This window comes from Candidatus Kapaibacterium thiocyanatum (genome assembly GCA_001899175.1).
GTDB classification, from domain to species: Bacteria; Bacteroidota; Ignavibacteria; order Kapaibacteriales; family Kapaibacteriaceae; genus Kapaibacterium; species Kapaibacterium thiocyanatum.
Genome location: MKVH01000013.1, coordinates 259,420 through 274,745, shown reverse-complemented (window position 1 = coordinate 274,745; position 15,326 = coordinate 259,420). Strand labels below are relative to the sequence as shown.

General features: G+C 60.9%; 13 protein-coding genes. 6 read left to right on the top strand and 7 right to left on the bottom strand.

The features are described 5' to 3' along the window. Nucleotides 1–21: 21 nt before the first annotated feature. A complete protein-coding gene (locus BGO89_03050; protein OJX59408.1) occupies nucleotides 22–1,446 on the top strand; it encodes a hypothetical protein in 1,425 nt (474 codons plus the stop codon). A 25-nt stretch (nucleotides 1,447–1,471) separates the two neighbouring features. On the opposite strand, the gene BGO89_03045 is transcribed toward BGO89_03050, so the two are convergent. From BGO89_03045 to BGO89_03015, 7 genes are all read right to left on the bottom strand, one after another. Beyond that, nucleotides 1,472–2,050 carry a hypothetical protein gene (locus tag BGO89_03045; GenBank protein OJX59407.1) on the bottom strand — a complete coding sequence of 193 codons (579 nt, stop codon included), beginning with the start codon at nucleotides 2,048–2,050 and terminating at the stop codon, nucleotides 1,472–1,474. Nucleotides 2,051–2,215: 165 nt separating this feature from the next. Beyond that, on the bottom strand, nucleotides 2,216–3,673 hold the full coding sequence (locus BGO89_03040; protein ID OJX59406.1) for a hypothetical protein: 1,458 nt from the start codon (nucleotides 3,671–3,673) through the stop codon (nucleotides 2,216–2,218). 14 nt (nucleotides 3,674–3,687) lie between these two features. Further along, the gene (locus BGO89_03035; GenBank protein ID OJX59405.1) at nucleotides 3,688–4,635 is read right to left on the bottom strand and encodes a hypothetical protein; all 948 of its coding nucleotides are present in this window, start codon (nucleotides 4,633–4,635) and stop codon (nucleotides 3,688–3,690) included. 58 nt (nucleotides 4,636–4,693) lie between these two features. Next, nucleotides 4,694–6,163: an aldehyde dehydrogenase gene (locus BGO89_03030; GenBank protein ID OJX59404.1), complete on the bottom strand. Its 1,470-nt coding sequence runs from the start codon at nucleotides 6,161–6,163 to the stop codon at nucleotides 4,694–4,696. A gap of 121 nt (nucleotides 6,164–6,284) precedes the next feature. Then, the gene (locus tag BGO89_03025; protein OJX59403.1) at nucleotides 6,285–6,812 is read right to left on the bottom strand and encodes a hypothetical protein; all 528 of its coding nucleotides are present in this window, start codon (nucleotides 6,810–6,812) and stop codon (nucleotides 6,285–6,287) included. A 78-nt stretch (nucleotides 6,813–6,890) separates the two neighbouring features. Continuing rightward, nucleotides 6,891–7,439: a peptide deformylase gene (locus tag BGO89_03020; protein ID OJX59402.1), complete on the bottom strand. Its 549-nt coding sequence runs from the start codon at nucleotides 7,437–7,439 to the stop codon at nucleotides 6,891–6,893. A 3-nt stretch (nucleotides 7,440–7,442) separates the two neighbouring features. Then, on the bottom strand, nucleotides 7,443–8,126 hold the full coding sequence (locus tag BGO89_03015; protein OJX59401.1) for a hypothetical protein: 684 nt from the start codon (nucleotides 8,124–8,126) through the stop codon (nucleotides 7,443–7,445). A gap of 78 nt (nucleotides 8,127–8,204) precedes the next feature. Between BGO89_03015 and BGO89_03010 the strand changes: the two genes are divergently transcribed. The 5 genes from BGO89_03010 to BGO89_02990 are packed head-to-tail and all read left to right on the top strand — an operon-like array spanning nucleotide 8,205 to nucleotide 15,315. Next, nucleotides 8,205–8,666 carry a glutamyl-tRNA amidotransferase gene (locus BGO89_03010; protein OJX59400.1) on the top strand — a complete coding sequence of 154 codons (462 nt, stop codon included), beginning with the start codon at nucleotides 8,205–8,207 and terminating at the stop codon, nucleotides 8,664–8,666. Next, nucleotides 8,663–11,026 (top strand): hypothetical protein, encoded by a 2,364-nt coding sequence (locus BGO89_03005; protein OJX59399.1) that lies wholly within the window; start codon nucleotides 8,663–8,665, stop codon nucleotides 11,024–11,026. Before BGO89_03010 ends, BGO89_03005 begins: the two co-directional genes overlap by 4 nt. A gap of 57 nt (nucleotides 11,027–11,083) precedes the next feature. Continuing rightward, on the top strand, nucleotides 11,084–12,532 hold the full coding sequence (locus BGO89_03000) for a biotin carboxylase (GenBank protein OJX59398.1): 1,449 nt from the start codon (nucleotides 11,084–11,086) through the stop codon (nucleotides 12,530–12,532). Nucleotides 12,533–12,541: 9 nt separating this feature from the next. Continuing rightward, the gene (locus tag BGO89_02995; protein OJX59397.1) at nucleotides 12,542–14,779 is read left to right on the top strand and encodes a phosphoribosylformylglycinamidine synthase II; all 2,238 of its coding nucleotides are present in this window, start codon (nucleotides 12,542–12,544) and stop codon (nucleotides 14,777–14,779) included. Beyond that, nucleotides 14,776–15,315 (top strand): hypothetical protein, encoded by a 540-nt coding sequence (locus BGO89_02990; GenBank protein OJX59396.1) that lies wholly within the window; start codon nucleotides 14,776–14,778, stop codon nucleotides 15,313–15,315. Before BGO89_02995 ends, BGO89_02990 begins: the two co-directional genes overlap by 4 nt. The last annotated feature ends 11 nt before the right edge of the window (nucleotides 15,316–15,326 follow it).

Sequence of the window (15,326 nt, the reverse complement as noted above, 5' to 3'; positions counted from 1 at the left end):
CTTTTCACGCGAGAGGGTATCATGGGATCCATACGTCGTATCGTGATGTGTATCGGCTTGGCCATATATATAGCCATGCCCGGTACCGCACAGGAATGGATAATCACGGGGGCATTGAAGACGGGGCGGCACTGGCACCGGACGGAAGTATTGCCGGACGGACGTTTCCTCATCATCGGCGGTATTTCCGGCTCGTCGAAATATGTGGATGGCGCCGGCCTCGACGGAATGTCCATCGCATCGTGCGAGATCTTCGATCCGGTCGCGAACACGACGATCGATGCCGCGACGATGCTGTTCCCGCGTTCGGAGTTCCCATCCGTCGTCACACCCGACGGTAAGATTCTCGTCTTCGGTGGTCTCATCGGTGAGTCGGAACGTGGACCGTGCACGAATACCATCGAGGAATACGACCCCGTCACGGACAGATGGACCATCGTAGGTGCGATGACGACGGAACGCCGTCGCCATGCCGCCATCATGATCGACGACCGCAGAGTGCTCATCGTCGGTGGTGCGCGCGAGTCCCGCGTCACGTATCCGACGACGGAGATCTACGACATCGTGGACCATACGACGATACAGGTGGCCGATCTTCCCCAGCCGCTCAAGGAAGGTAATCTGGCGATGGTCGGCGGCATGCCCGTATACGTAGGTGGCCGCGAAGGCGGTCCCAACAGTCCGCGTCAGCGCTTCCTGTATTCGTTCGACGTCACGACGAACATGTGGGTATCGGGTGACGAACGCCTGTCGATGCCGGCCATCACGTCGGCCGTATCGACGACGCCGGACGACATGGTCGTCTGTGGTGGCAACGTACAGGAACTACCAGCCGTCTTCTCGGACGGCGTCTACGCGATCAGGAACGGAGTCTCGAAGAAGATCGTCACTATGGGTGTCGGTCGCACGTTGCATGCGATGATCGCGATGGGAGAAGCCACGGTGATGGTATCGGGCGGTGTAGACAGCGCCCTCAGGGCCTTGTCGTCGACGCTGCTGATCGACGTTCCGGGTGAACGCGTCGTCGTGAATCCGCAGCACAGGATCGCGCGGGCATATCATTCGCTTCTGCGTGCCGAACATCCGCAGTACGGTACCACGTTCTATGCGATCTCCGGTATGCAGGGAGACCAGTCCCTCACGAATACCATCGAGCGTCTGTCCATTCGATCGGAAGCGGCGCTCCTCGCCACATCCGTCCATCTGCATGGCGACGCGAGCGCTACGATTGCCGTTTCGCCCAATCCCGTCGTCGACGTCGCGATGGTGTCTGCCGTTCCGGGTGCACGTCTCGACATCATCGACATGACAGGACGCACGGTGTTCTCGACGACGGCTTCGTCGGGTCGTGAAGCCATCGACATGCACGCGTGTCCTCCAGGTGTCTATGCCGTACGGATGACGTCGGGCGGTGTCGGCAAGACGGTCACTGTCGCGAAACGCTGACGTTCCGTGAACGATCGTCGAACGATCATTCGTCGGGAATACCGTACTGCTCCCATCCCCTGAAGTCGAAGTGCCACCATTCGGTCGGCAGCACGTCGAATCCGGCTTCGCTCATCACGCGTTGCAGGTAGCGACGTCGTGCGAGGATGTCGTCGGGAAGGTCGCTGCAGGTCGCGTGGGCCCGTTCGGTGAAGTCGTCGTAGGGCGTGCCGAAATCGAGTTCGTTCCCGGCGGCGTCGCAGAGTGTGACGTCGACGGCACAGCCTCTGTTATGACGTGAGCCCTTGGCCGGATCGGCCACATAACGTTCGTCGGGCACGATGGCCCATAGCGCACGCTGTACGGAGACAGGACGATAGGCATCGAAGATCTTGATGCGGTATCCGTCGCGGGCGACGCGTCGCTGCGCATCGGCCAGGGCCAGTGCGACGTCCCTGCGCAGACGCAGGGAATCGTTCGGATAGAGGACGCGCTTCGTGAAGTTATTGGCCGTCGCATAGCGGACATCGTGAATGATATCGGGCGCGTAGGCACGAACGGATACGAAGGACGTATCCTGCCAGGTTGCGAACGTCAGCATGGAGATGAGGAAGAGGGAAGTCATTGGTGGAATCCGGTCGACGCCGAAGGGCGGAATGCAAGATAGCGAAGGCCGTGGTTCATGGGACTCGACATCGTCCGATAACGAAGAACGCCGATCCGGATGGATCGGCGTTCCCGTATCGGCATCGTCGTACGTCGTGTGGAATCTCTCCGCAATGCTTCGGGCTTACTGGACGCGCATCTCGACGCGACGGTTCTTCGCGCGTGCGTCGTCCGTGCTGCCCGGTACGAGCGGCTTGCGCTTGCCGAAGCCCTTGGCCGCCACGCGACCCTTGTCCACACCGCCCGTGATGACGTAGTCACGAACGGATTCGGCGCGGCGCTGGGAGAGCTTGTCGTTGTAGTCATCGGCGCCCTGATCGTCGGTATGACCTTCGAAGACGACCTTGATCTCCGGGTGATCGCGCAGCAGCTCGATGACGCGCTCGAGTTCGGGAATGGACTCGCTCTTGAGTTCCGTCTTGTCGTAGTCGAAGAAGACGAGGAGCTGATCACCACCACCTGCGAGAGGCGAGAGTGCGATATCCTTCTGGATGGTCTGCTCGCCGCTTCCCGGCGGCACCTCGAATCGTTCGCTGTGGAAGAGATATCCCTTCTTGCGCGCCGTGATCGAATAGACCTTGCCCGGGGTCAGCGTCACGAAGTACTGTCCGGTACGATCGTCCGACCTCATCGACGAAATGGCCTTACCCGTGGAAAGGTCCGTGATCGTGATGTCGGCACCGAGCGGGTCCTTCGTGGTGGCGTCGCTGACGATACCTTCGACCAGCGTAACCGGCTCGGAGGGGAAGGGGTTGGGGACGGCCATGAAGTTGTCGTAGTCGCCGTTCGACGTCGTGCGGCTGAAGAATGCCTGGTTTGAATTCGGCAGCGCCGTATAGAACATCTCGTCGGCCGCCGTATTGATGGGGCTCTGCATGACCTTGATCGACGATACGTTGTCGCCGCTCACGGTTCCGACGTAGACGTCGAAGCCACCCTGGCCGCCGCTGCGGTTCGACGAGAAGTACATCGTCTTTCCGTCGGGGCCGATGACGGGCGACATTTCATCGTTCGCCGTGTTGATTCCCTTGACCGGACGCGCAGCACTCCACGTGGTACCATCGAAGGTCGACATGTAGATGTCCGTGCCTCCCTGACCACCCGTACGGTCGCTGACGAAGTAGAGCGTACGGCCGTCGGCCGAGAGCGTGGGCTGCGAATCGTAGAAGGCCGAATTCACGTTCGGACCGAGATTGGTGATCTGCTCCCACGAGCCGTCCACCTTCTTCGCGCTGTAGAGGTCAGTACGACCCAACCCGGGTACGTCGTGTTTGAAGGCACTGAAGATCGTGAACTGACCATCCGGCGTGATGGTGGATACGCCCACCTGCTCACCATCGTTGATGGTGCCGCGGAGTTTCGACGTGCCTTCCCATCCGTTGGACGAACGCTCCATCGAATAGAGTTGCTGGCTGCCACCGTTGTCGTGCGTGAGAACGATCATGCGGCCATGATTGGTATAGGCCGGTGCGAAATCATCCTCGGACGTATTGTTGTCGAGCGGAGTGATCTGTACCTGCTGTGCCGTAGCGGATACGGCGAGGATGCAGACGAGAGCGAGGCGAAGCATCATGGTATTCATCGCTTTGTCTCCTCTCAAAGGTCGAACAGCAGGCCGACACCAAGCTGCACCGCAGCCATGTTGCCTCCGCCGAACGTGATGGTGGAAAATCGTTGCGTCGGAATTCGCGAGGCGTCCTCGGCCGTGAACTTGTCGGACATCTTCGTGAAGTAGTACTGGAAGCGCAGATGCGGCGAGAGGAAGATGCCCTTCGCGATCTCCGTCTCGTAGCCAACCCCGAGCTCGAAGCCGACCTGCGTGGTATTCCAGGGTTTGGCGGCGGCGTTGACGACATTGGGATCCGGCGAGAACAGATCGGCATTCGGCAGGAAGTTGGTGTTCCTCGTGACCGTACGCGATACGCTCGAATACTGACCGGGTTGAAGCGCATAGTCACGCGAGATGTACGTCCCTTCCGGTCCGTTCCAGCTCCACGTGTCCTCACGCTCGATGTCGCCCATCGTGAAGAGCGCCACAGGGCCTGCGGCGATGTAGATCTTCGGAGCGACGTCGATGCGGAAGAGGATTCCGGCGTCGATGTTGTTCGTGACCATCTTGTACGACGACGTCGTATTCATATCGATGACCGTGCTGCCGTCCTCGGCGACGGCATCGATGATGCCGGCTTTCTCGTGAGACAGACGACGTTGGTCCCAGCCGAAGCGGAAGCGGATGCCCATACTGTTCGTGAGCGGAAGGTCGGCAAGGATGTTGACGAACGGAGACAGTCCCGAGCCCGAGGCCAGGACGTCTTCCGGTGAATCCGCCAGGGCCGCCGTACGGTCCATGGACTGATTCATGAATCCGAACGTGCCGCCGACTTCGAGACCGAGTCTGAACTTGTCGTCCATCGAGGAGCGCGAGACGGTATTCCGCCGCGATCCTTCCGGTCGGCCCTTCGGACGAAGCACGTCCTCGTCCTGTGCATGCAGCAGGCCCGCGCCAGTGGCGAGCAGGCATGCGGTCACAAGTGTGCGAATCATGGTAACCCCTGAAATGATAGATGGTGATTGCCCTCCAATCACCGGTTCGAAATCCTGATTAGGTATCGATCTGTGCACGCTGGAGCTTGCCGCTGAAGTCCACGTAGACGCTCTTCCACTCCGTGAAGATGTCGAAGACCGTCCATCCGCCTTCGCGATGGCCATTGCCCGTACCCTTGATGCCACCGAAGGGCATGTGGGCTTCGGCGCCGATCGTGGGAGCGTTGACGTAGCTGATACCGGCTTCGAGGTCGCGGATGGCCGTGAAGGCCGCGTTGACGTCGCGCGTATAGATGGAGGAAGAAAGGCCGTAGGCACAGTCGTTGGCGAGATCGATGGCGTGTTCGAAGGAATCGGCGCGCGATACGCTGAGCACGGGGCCGAAGATCTCTTCCCTGAAGATGCGTGCGGTGCGGTCTACGTTGGTGAAGACCGTTGGTTTCATGAAGTTGCCGTGGGCGAGGTCGCCTTCCGTCGCGCGTTCGCCGCCGAGGGCGAGCGTCGCTTCGGATTTCCCGATCTCGATGTAGGAGAGAATCTTGTCGAGCTGCTTCGTGTTGATCACCGGACCCACCTGGGCCTTGTCATCAGTGAGGCCGTTGCCGAGCACGAGTTCCGACGCGGCGGAGCACAGACGGGCCACGAAGTCGTCGTGGATGTCCTTGTGCAGGATGAGGCGCGACGTCGCCGTGCAACGTTGACCGGTCGTTCCGAACGCTCCCCACAACACACCATGAAGGGCGAGATCCATGTCGGCATCTGGCATGACGATCTGCGGGTTCTTGCCGCCCATCTCGAGCGAGCACTTCTTGTTGAGGGCGCCGCAACGTTCGGCGATGGCCTTGCCGGTCGCCGTAGAACCCGTGAAGCCGACGAGCTTGATGTCGGGATGTTCGACGATGGCCGAACCGCATTCGGCGCTGCCGTGGACGACGTTGAACACGCCCGGCGGCAGGCCTGCCTCTTCGAGGATCTCGGCGAAGATGTTGCCGCTGTGGGGGGAATCCTCCGATGGCTTGAAGACGACGGTGTTACCGCAGATCAGGGCCGGAAGGATCTTCCACGACGGTACGGCGATGGGGAAGTTCCATGCCGTGATGATACCGCATACGCCGATGGGATTGCGGAACGAGAGGTTCATCTTGTTGGCGAGTTCACTGGGCGTGTTGTAGCCGAACAGACGGCGGCTTTCCGTCGCCGAATAGTAGGCCGTGTCGATGGCCTCCTGGATATCGCCGCGCGTTTCCGTCAGCGTCTTGCCCATTTCCCGCGTCATGATGCGGGACAGTTCGTCCATACGACGCGTGAAGACGTCACCCGCACGACGGATGATATCGCCTCGCTTCGGTGCAGGCATCCTGCTCCACGTCTTGAAGGCGGTCGCCGCTGCCCGTGCAGCCGCAGCGACGTCGGCAGCGCCGGATTGGGGAAATGCTCCGATCACGTCGCGCGAGTCCGCAGGATTGACGTTGTCGAACGTCCGTCCGGTTGATGACGGAACCCATTGACCGTTGATGTAATTCTTCATGAAGGTCGTCGATGATGAGATGATGCACGTCGGCCGCAAAATTCAGGACTTTCCGCGAGATAGTGGCATCTGGATGCGATAACGATCCCCCCGTACCGCAGGTCTTCGCTTCTTTCTGCCGCTATACGACCCCGCGTCCGGCCACGATGCAGATCATCGGCACGTATGGTGGCTCGAGTCTGACGATCTTCCTGACCGCCAGGTCGGCCACGGCGAGATTCCGCACCGTATCGGTCTCGATCCGGTGGAGCTTGCCTGCGGACGGAGGTTGGGTAACGAGGAAGAGGGAACCTTCGGGGGTGAGTGCCCTGCCTATGACGGCGAGCTCGGCCCTCGGTTCCATCCAGAAGACATTGACGTTGATGGCGACGATGACGTCGAAGCGTCGTCGCTGCGGATCGAATGCGTCGATCGGCACAATGTGGAAGGATGCCCTGCCGCTCGCGATGTGCGGCCTGTTGTTCGCTTCCGCCCTCGCGATCATCGTGGCGGACCGGTCGATACCGACGAGATGGCCGGTCGTCAACCGCTCGCAGATGAGCGAGGCCATGGTGCCGTTACCGCATCCGAGCTCGAGGACGCGATCGGATGGAGCGATGTCCATGATGTCGAAGGTCCATCGATATCTGTCGGCGATGTGCTGGGACATGGAGTACCTTCGTTCACGTGACTTGACGAACGGGACGATGCATGGGCTCGTCGATTCCCCGTCGTGTCACGACGATCGTCAGGAATTCTTGAACGTCTCGTAGGCGGCGGAATACTCGCCCTTGGCGATACGCTTGAGCTTGCTCTGCGACAGCGTGCGGCGGATGGGGGACAGCCGTTCGAAGAAGTAGACGCCGTTGAGATGATCCGTTTCGTGCTGGATGACCCGTGCCAGCAGGCCGTCGACTTCACGGACGACTTCCTTCATGTTCTCGTCGAAGTAACGGACCTGGATCGCTTCTGGGCGGACGACGACGTCCCGGAAGTCGGGGAGTGACAGACAGCCTTCCTCGAATTCTTCTTCCTCGTCCGAGAACGCTTCGATGACGGGATTGATCAGGACGATCGGTCCGGCTTCGTTGTCGTCTTCGTCGTCATCGGTGAAGTCGATGACCGTGATGGCGATATCCTTGCCGACCTGATTTGCGGCGAGGCCGATGCCGTTGGCATTGTACATCGTCTCGAACATGTTCGCGATCAGCGTACGGATCTCGTCGGACATGTCCGTCACCGACGTCGTTTTCTGGCGCAGGACAGGATGGTTGTATGTATAGACCGGCAGAATCACGTGTCAGGCTCCTGTTACGATGTCGAGCAGCATCTTGATGTCGGTGAGGATGTAGTCCGCGGCCGTGGTGTTCTGGTTACCGAACGAATCTCCATAGGCCGCGAAGGCCGTCTTCATACCGATGTTCCGCGCGCCGACCATGTCGCGCTCGGCCCAGTCTCCGACCATGATGGCTTCGTTCGGTTCGACGCCGAGGCGTTCGAGCGCGGTGCGGAACGGCTTCGGACTCGGCTTGCGTTCACCCGTATCGTCGAACGTCACCACGACGTTGAAGAAGTGGTGGTAGTTGATGAAGCACAGGCGTAGCCATGCTTCGCGTGCAGGTGCGTCGCTCACGATGGCGAGCTTGATCTGCGCCCTGTTGAGCCGCATCAGCGTCGCCGTCACGTGAGGGTAGGGCTTGAGTGCCGCTTCGCGCGCACGACGGTAGGCGATGATACCTGCCGACAGGATGCGATAGTCGACCTTGCCGAGCAGTTCCTTCAGGAGCTGGTCGAAGACCTGCTGGTACTCGATGCCCTGTTCCTTGTAGATGGCATCGATGTGCGTCTTCATCTGATCGAACGTCAGGTTCAGTCCCGCATCCATCATGGCGCCGATCGCCGCGTCCACGGCCTGGCGCTTCATCGCCATGAAGTCCACCAGCGTATTGTCCAGATCGAAAACGACGGCCTTGATGGGATTCATTGATCACCGTTGGGAATGAATTACGCGCAATTTACGTCTATTTTTGCCGCTACTTATGTACTACTACAGAACATCGCCATGTCACTGTCGACATCGATCAACGATCAGATCAAGGAAGCCATGAAGGCCGGGGACAAGGTGCGTCTGGAGACGCTGCGTTCCCTGCGCGCGGGTATCCTGGAATTCGAGAAGAGCGGCATCGGCCGCGACATGACTCCTGACGACGAATTCAAGATCATCAACTCGGCCGCGAAGAAGCGCAAGGACGCCATCGAACAGTACGAGCAGGTGGGCCGTGCCGAAGCAGCCGACAAGGAACGTCAGGAACTCGCCGTCATCATGGAATTCCTGCCGGCCCAGATGACGGAGGCCGAGGTGAGCGACGCCATCCGTGCCATCATCGCCGAAACGGGCGCGTCGGGTCCGTCGGACTTCGGCAAGGTCATGGGTGCTGCCGTGAAGGCCATGAAGGGCAAGGCAGACGGCGGCCTGATACAGCAACTCACGAAGCAGCTTCTTGGAACGGGCGGCCAGTCATGAATGTCGTGAACGTTTCCGATTCGGCATTGCTCGACGTCGCCCTGGACGAGCTCGAATTTCCCAAGGTACTGGCACACGTGGCACGGAACTGCACGACGGAGATGGGCGCGATGCGCACGTTTTCCCTGCGTCCGGCGACGAATGCGGAGACGCTCCGTACCGATCTCCGGCGCGTCCAGGAAATGGTCGATGCCATCGCCTCCGGCGAAACGGTACCTTACGACCGGCTGACGGATATCCGCCCGCTGATGCAGAAGGCCCGCATCGAAGGTAACTTCCTCACGGCGCCGGATCTGCTCCACGTCGCCGAAGCCATGCAGACGTCGAGGAACCTGAAACGCTACTTCGGTGAACGGCAGGACCGTTCGCCGGCATTGCACGAGTTCGTCGAGACCCTCATCGACAACCGCGTGCTGGAGAAGCACATCACGGATGCGATCGACGAGACGGGGGCGGTGCGGGACAATGCCAGCCGCGAACTCCTGAGCATCCGCCGGGAGATCCAGGAACTGTCGGCCCGCCTGCGCACACGGTTGCAGAAGATCCTCAGGAAGTTCGGCGAGGAGGAGCTCCTCCAGGACGAGTTCGTCACGCAACGTGACGGACGCTTCGTACTGCCGCTGCGTGTGGAGAACAAGCGCGCCGTGCCGGGCATCATCCACGGTGTATCGCAGACGGGATCCACCGTCTTCCTCGAGCCGGCCGAGACCTTCGAGATGAACAACGATCTCTCCCTGCTCCACAACCAGGAGCTGCGCGAGATCGCACGTATCCTCATGACGCTCACGGCGGAAGTCGGGGCCGTTGCCCATGAACTGGATGCCGCCGCCGACGTCCTTACCGATCTCGACGTGATCCTGGCCCGTGCCCGCTATGCACTGGATATGGGCGGTATCCGGCCCGAAATCGGCGACGACGACGTCATCGAACTGCATCAGGTCCATCATCCCGTACTCCGGCAGCAGGCCATTCTCGGCAAGCAGCCCGTCATTCCACTGTCCGTGTCGTTCGATACGGCGACGCGCGGCTACCTCATATCCGGCCCGAACGCCGGAGGCAAAACCGTCGCCATGAAGACCATCGGCCTGAGTGTGGCCATGGCTCTGGCGGGCATCTTCCCGCTCGGCATGTGCCGGACAAACATCCGGCGGATCTTCACGGCCATCGGCGATCATCAGTCCATCGATTCGAACCTGTCGACGTTCTCCTCGCAGATCATCCGAATACGGGACATCCTCTCCTTCACCGGACCGGATGCCCTCATCCTCATCGACGAGATATGCGCCGGTACCGATCCTGCCGAAGGCGGGGCGCTGGCAGCCGGTGTTCTGGACAGTCTCGTCGAACGGCAAGCATGCTTCGTCGTCACCACCCACCAGTCGTCGCTCAAGCAGTATGCCTTGACGCGTCCGGCCATCCGTAATGCGTCCCTGGCCTTCGACGAGAAGCAGTTGCAGCCCACATTCCACTTCCTGAGCAACGTACCGGGGAACAGCTATGCCTTCGTGCTCGCCCAGAACGTCGGGCTGCCGGACGTCGTGCTCACGCGGGCGCGTGGCTATCTCGGAGATCGTCACGACGAACTGGAGCAGAGCATCGCCGCGATGCAGCGCTTCAGGGCCGAGGCCGAGGAACAGAAGATGAAGGCTGCCGAGGAGGCGATGAAGGCGGAGCGGCTTCGCCGCGATCTGGACGAACGACTCCAGCAGGTCAAGAAGAAGCGGTCCGAACTCGTCGACGAAGCCCGTGAGGAAGCGCGCGACATCCTGCGCAAGGCGCAGTCGCTGGTGGAGAACACCATCCGTGAAGTACGCGAACAGCAGCGGTCGGTCAGCGAGACGAAGAAGGACTTCGAACGTCAGCGCGAGGAGATCGTCCGGCCGCGCGAGGAGCCGGCCGAAACGCAGGCACATGCCCAGGGCGACGTCAAGATCGGTTCCGCCGTCATGGTGGACGGCACGAGCTCCGCCGGAACCGTGATCGAGATCGATGCGAAGGCGTCGACGGCACTGGTCGAAGTCAACGGCATCAAATTCAGGTTCCCGCTCGCGCAGCTGCGCCCGACGAATCAGAAGGCCGTCGTACAGCGCGACTCCGGTGTGTTCATGAAGTTCGACAGCCGGACGAGCTGCGACATGCGCGGCATGAGGGCCGACGAAGGGCTGAAGGTTCTGGAACAGTTCATCAGCGATGCCATCATGGGCAACATCTCCTCGGCCACGATCATTCACGGCAAGGGTACCGGTGCCCTGCGCAAGGTCGTCCAGGAATATCTTCACGAACATCCGCAGATCAAGTCCTATCGTCTCGGAAACCTCAACGAAGGTGGTGACGGCGTGACCATCGTCGAGTTCCAATAGCTCCGGAAGCCGTAAATTGCGGTTCCATCGTCTCCGTTCATCCCATTCCGACCGTCCATGCCGTTTTCCAAAGTGCTGATTGCGAATCGCGGTGAAATAGCGCTCCGCGTGATCAAAACCTGCAAACGGCTTGGAATAGCCACCGTCGCCATCCACTCCGATGCCGACGCGCGCTCGCTGCATGTGAGCGAGGCCGACGAGGCTATCGCCATCGGCGGCTATACGCCCCGGGAATCGTATCTGGTCATGGACAAGGTTCTCCAGGCCGCCAGGGCCTGCGGTGCCGACGCAGTCCATCCGGGCTACGGCTTCCTGAGCGAGAACGCCGAGTTCGCCCGTGCCGTGGCGGACGCGGGTATGGTTTTCATCGGTCCTACGCCGGAAGCCATCGCCATGCTCGGGGACAAGACGGCGGCGCGTGAGATCGCCCTCAGGGCCGAAGTCCCGATTTCGCCCGGTTCCGACGGTGCCGTCGTCGACTTCGCCGAGGCACGTCGCGTGGTGGATCGTATCGGCTATCCCGTCATCATCAAGGCCGCGGCGGGTGGTGGAGGGAAGGGGATGCGCATCGTCGAATCCGATGCCGAGATCGAGTCCGCCTTCAGCATGGCCCGGAACGAAGCCCTGGCATCGTTCAACGACGGCCGTGTCTTCATCGAACGCTACATCGTCAATCCGCGTCACATCGAAATCCAGGTACTGGCGGACCATCACGGTACGGTGCTGTATTTCCCGGAACGCGAATGCTCCATCCAGCGCCGCCATCAGAAGGTCGTCGAGGAATCGCCGTCGTCGGCCGTCACTCCTGCCATCCGCAAGGCGATGGGCGAAGCCGCGGCACGTCTCGTCCAGGCAGCCAGCTATACCAATGCCGGAACGCTGGAATTCCTGCTGGATGCACGCGGTGAATTCTACTTCATGGAAGTGAATACGCGCCTGCAGGTCGAACATCCCGTCACCGAAATGGTGACCGGCGTCGACTTCGTCGAACAGCAGTTGCTCATCGCAGCGGGCAAGGCGCTGACGATGAAGCAGGTCGACATCGAACCGAAGGGTCATGCCATCGAATGCCGCGTCTGCGCGGAGGACGTCTTCAACGACTTCCTGCCGGATACCGGCACGGTGAGCTTCATGCAGCTTCCGGAGGGGGAAGGCGTACGGAACGACAGTGCCCTCTACGAAGGCTACGAGGTCACCGTGCATTACGATCCCATGGTCGCCAAGCTCATCGTATGGGCCGAAGACCGTCATGCGTGCATCGAGCGTACGCTCGTGGCACTGGACGGTTATCATCTGGCCGGTTTCAAGACGACGCTGCCGTTCTGCCGTCTCGTCATCGACTCGGAGCCTTTCCGGAGCGGTGACTATTCGACATTCTTCGTCCAGAACCATTGGCCACTGCCCTTGCCGGCATGGTGGACACGCACGATCTCCGCACTGGCCGGTGCCGGCTTCGCCGCCGACGAAGCACGCCGTGCGCCCCGACAACCCGATATTTCGCAGTAAGGACCGTTCATGAACCTGTATTCGGAAATCGACGTCACCGTCGAAACGGCGAAGGAGCTTGGTCTCACGCCCGATGAATTCACTCGCATCTGCGAAACGCTCGGACGCACTCCCACCTATACGGAGCTGGGCGTCTACAGCGTGATGTGGAGCGAACACTGTTCCTACAAGAATTCGATCCTGCAGCTCAAGACCCTTCCCCGGAAGGGAGCCCGTATGCTCGTCGAGGCAGGCGAGGAGAATGCCGGCGTGATCGACATCGGCGCGGGCTACGGCGTGGCCTTCAAGATCGAAAGCCATAACCATCCGTCGGCCGTGGAACCCTTCCAGGGCGCGGCTACCGGCGTGGGAGGCATCCTTCGCGACATCTTCACGATGGGAGCACGTCCCATCGCCGCCCTGAACTCCCTGCGATTCGGCGAACCCGATACGGAGCGTACGCGCTATCTCGTCAAGGGCGTCGTTCACGGTATCGGACATTACGGCAACTGCTTCGGCGTACCGACCGTGGCGGGCGAGGTGTACTTCGACCGCTGCTATACGGACAATCCTCTCGTCAATGCCATGGCGGTCGGCGTCGTACGTTCTGGCCATATGGCATCGGCAATGGCATCCGGCGTCGGCAATCCCGTCTTCATCATGGGAAGCAGCACGGGGCGCGACGGTATCCACGGCGCTTCGCTCCTTGCATCGCGCGAGTTCGACGAGCAGACGGAGAACATGCGTCCGACGGTCCAGGTGGGCGATCCGTTCGCCGAGAAGCTTCTGCTCGAAGCATCGCTCGAACTGATCGATGCCGGCGTCGTCGTCGGTATGCAGGACATGGGTGCGGCGGGTATCTCCTGTTCGACGTCCGAAATGAGTGCCAAGGGCAACGTCGGTATGCGCATCGACCTCGACAAGGTGCCGCTGCGCGAACAGGGAATGTCGGCCTACGAGATCATGCTCTCGGAATCGCAGGAGCGCATGCTCGTCGTGGTCAAGAAGGGTATGGAGGACAAGGCCATCGCCGTATGCGAGAAGTGGGACGTTCCGTTCGTGAAGATCGGTGAGATCACCGACGACGAACGCATCACGGTATCGAGGAGCGGTCGGACGGTCGCCCATCTGCCGGCGCAGTCGCTGGTTCTTGGTGGTGACGCCCCCGTCTACGTACGGGAACAGCGCGAGCCCGAATACCTGCAACTGACGCGGAAGCCCGTCGATCGCGGTGGTCTGATGCGTGAGCAGGAATGCACGGACGCCCTGAAGAAGCTGCTCGCGTCTCCCACGATCGCCAGCAAGCGATGGGTCTACGAACAGTACGATTCGCAGGTAGGAGCCAATACGGTCCTGCGCGCTGGCGGCGATGCCGCCGTCCTGCGCATCAGGGAAATTCCCGGCAAGGCAGTGGCCGTCACGACGGACTGCAACAGCCGCTACACGTATCTCAATCCGCACCGCGGCGGCATGATCGCCGTCGCGGAAGCCGCGCGCAACTGCGTCTGCGTCGGTGCCGAGCCCGTAGCCATCACGAACTGTCTGAACTTCGGCAATCCGTACGATCCGGAAGTATACTGGCAGTTCGCCGAAGCGATCCGCGGTATGGGAGATGCCTGCAGGGCACTGAACACGCCGGTGACGGGTGGCAACGTGAGCTTCCACAACCAGTCGCAGCAGCATGCCGTTTATCCCACGCCTACCATCGGAATGCTCGGACTCATCGATGACGTCGATACCGTCGTCGGTTCGTCCTTCGTCGCCGAAGGTCAGGCCGTCTGCCTCGTGGGCTGGCAGCGCGAGGAACTCGGCGGATCGGAATATATCAAGACCATGAAGGGACGCGTCATCGGTGACGCACCCTATATCGACATGAAGGAAGAAGCGGCGCTGCAGGGCGTGATCCTCTCGGCCATCCGGTCGGGTATCGTCACGGCTGCCCATGACTGTGCCGAAGGCGGACTGATGGTAGCGTTGGCCGAGATGACGTTCGGCTCGGAAATCGGCATCGAGGCGTCGATTCCGTTCGACCACTACGCATCGCACCTGTTCGGCGAGGCGCAGAGCCGTGTACTGGTGTCCGTCGCCGATGGCAAGGTCACCGACCTCGAAGCACGTTGTGCCGCGGCAGGTGTGCCGTGTACGGTCTTGGGAACGACGGGAGGCACGACGTTCAGGATCACCGATCTCGTCGACGTACCCGTGTCGGACCTCTTCGTCGTCTACGACACGACGCTCTCGACCATCATGGCCGGTGACGCAGCATGAGGTCCGTTGCGCTGGCCTGCATCGTCCTTCTCGGCGTCGTCTTCGCCATGAACGTCCGTGTCGTGGCATCGGAAGACGGCGTGCACTGGATCAGCTTCGAAGAGGCCGTCCAGCGTTCGAAGGCGGAGCCGCGGAAGATCCTCATCGACGTCTACACGGACTGGTGCGGATGGTGCAAGAAGATGGACAAGGCCACCTACGAGGATCCGTCGGTGGCCGCCTACATCAACGCCACGTATTGGCCTGTAAAGCTCGACGCGGAGCGTAAGGACACGGTCGTCTTCAACGACAAGGCCTTCGTCTACGTCAAGGAGCGCAAGGCCCACGCACTCGCATTGTCCCTGTTGAGCGAGAAGATGAGCTACCCTACGACCGTCTTCCTCAACGAGGACTTTTCGATGATCCAGGCCGTGCCTGGATATCTGGACGCCAAGACCATGTCGCCGATCCTTGCCTTCTTCGGCGAGCCGTCGACGACCGACTGGGAGACCTTCAGGAAGAACTTCACCGGACTGCCAACGAAGAACGGGAACTAGGATGAATCCGA

What these genes read in the sequence shown, in the direction of transcription:
- BGO89_02995 (OJX59397.1), top strand. Translation starts at nt 12,542, where the DNA reads ATGAACCTGTATTCGGAAATCGACGTCACCGTCGAAACGGCGAAGGAG.
- BGO89_03040 (OJX59406.1), bottom strand. Translation starts at nt 3,673, where the DNA reads ATGAATACCATGATGCTTCGCCTCGCTCTCGTCTGCATCCTCGCCGTA.
- BGO89_03025 (OJX59403.1), bottom strand. Translation starts at nt 6,812, where the DNA reads ATGTCCCAGCACATCGCCGACAGATATCGATGGACCTTCGACATCATG.
- BGO89_02990 (OJX59396.1), top strand. Translation starts at nt 14,776, where the DNA reads ATGAGGTCCGTTGCGCTGGCCTGCATCGTCCTTCTCGGCGTCGTCTTC.
- BGO89_03045 (OJX59407.1), bottom strand. Translation starts at nt 2,050, where the DNA reads ATGACTTCCCTCTTCCTCATCTCCATGCTGACGTTCGCAACCTGGCAG.
- BGO89_03035 (OJX59405.1), bottom strand. Translation starts at nt 4,635, where the DNA reads ATGATTCGCACACTTGTGACCGCATGCCTGCTCGCCACTGGCGCGGGC.
- BGO89_03050 (OJX59408.1), top strand. Translation starts at nt 22, where the DNA reads ATGGGATCCATACGTCGTATCGTGATGTGTATCGGCTTGGCCATATAT.
- BGO89_03010 (OJX59400.1), top strand. Translation starts at nt 8,205, where the DNA reads ATGTCACTGTCGACATCGATCAACGATCAGATCAAGGAAGCCATGAAG.
- BGO89_03000 (OJX59398.1), top strand. Translation starts at nt 11,084, where the DNA reads ATGCCGTTTTCCAAAGTGCTGATTGCGAATCGCGGTGAAATAGCGCTC.
- BGO89_03005 (OJX59399.1), top strand. Translation starts at nt 8,663, where the DNA reads ATGAATGTCGTGAACGTTTCCGATTCGGCATTGCTCGACGTCGCCCTG.
- BGO89_03030 (OJX59404.1), bottom strand. Translation starts at nt 6,163, where the DNA reads ATGAAGAATTACATCAACGGTCAATGGGTTCCGTCATCAACCGGACGG.
- BGO89_03015 (OJX59401.1), bottom strand. Translation starts at nt 8,126, where the DNA reads ATGAATCCCATCAAGGCCGTCGTTTTCGATCTGGACAATACGCTGGTG.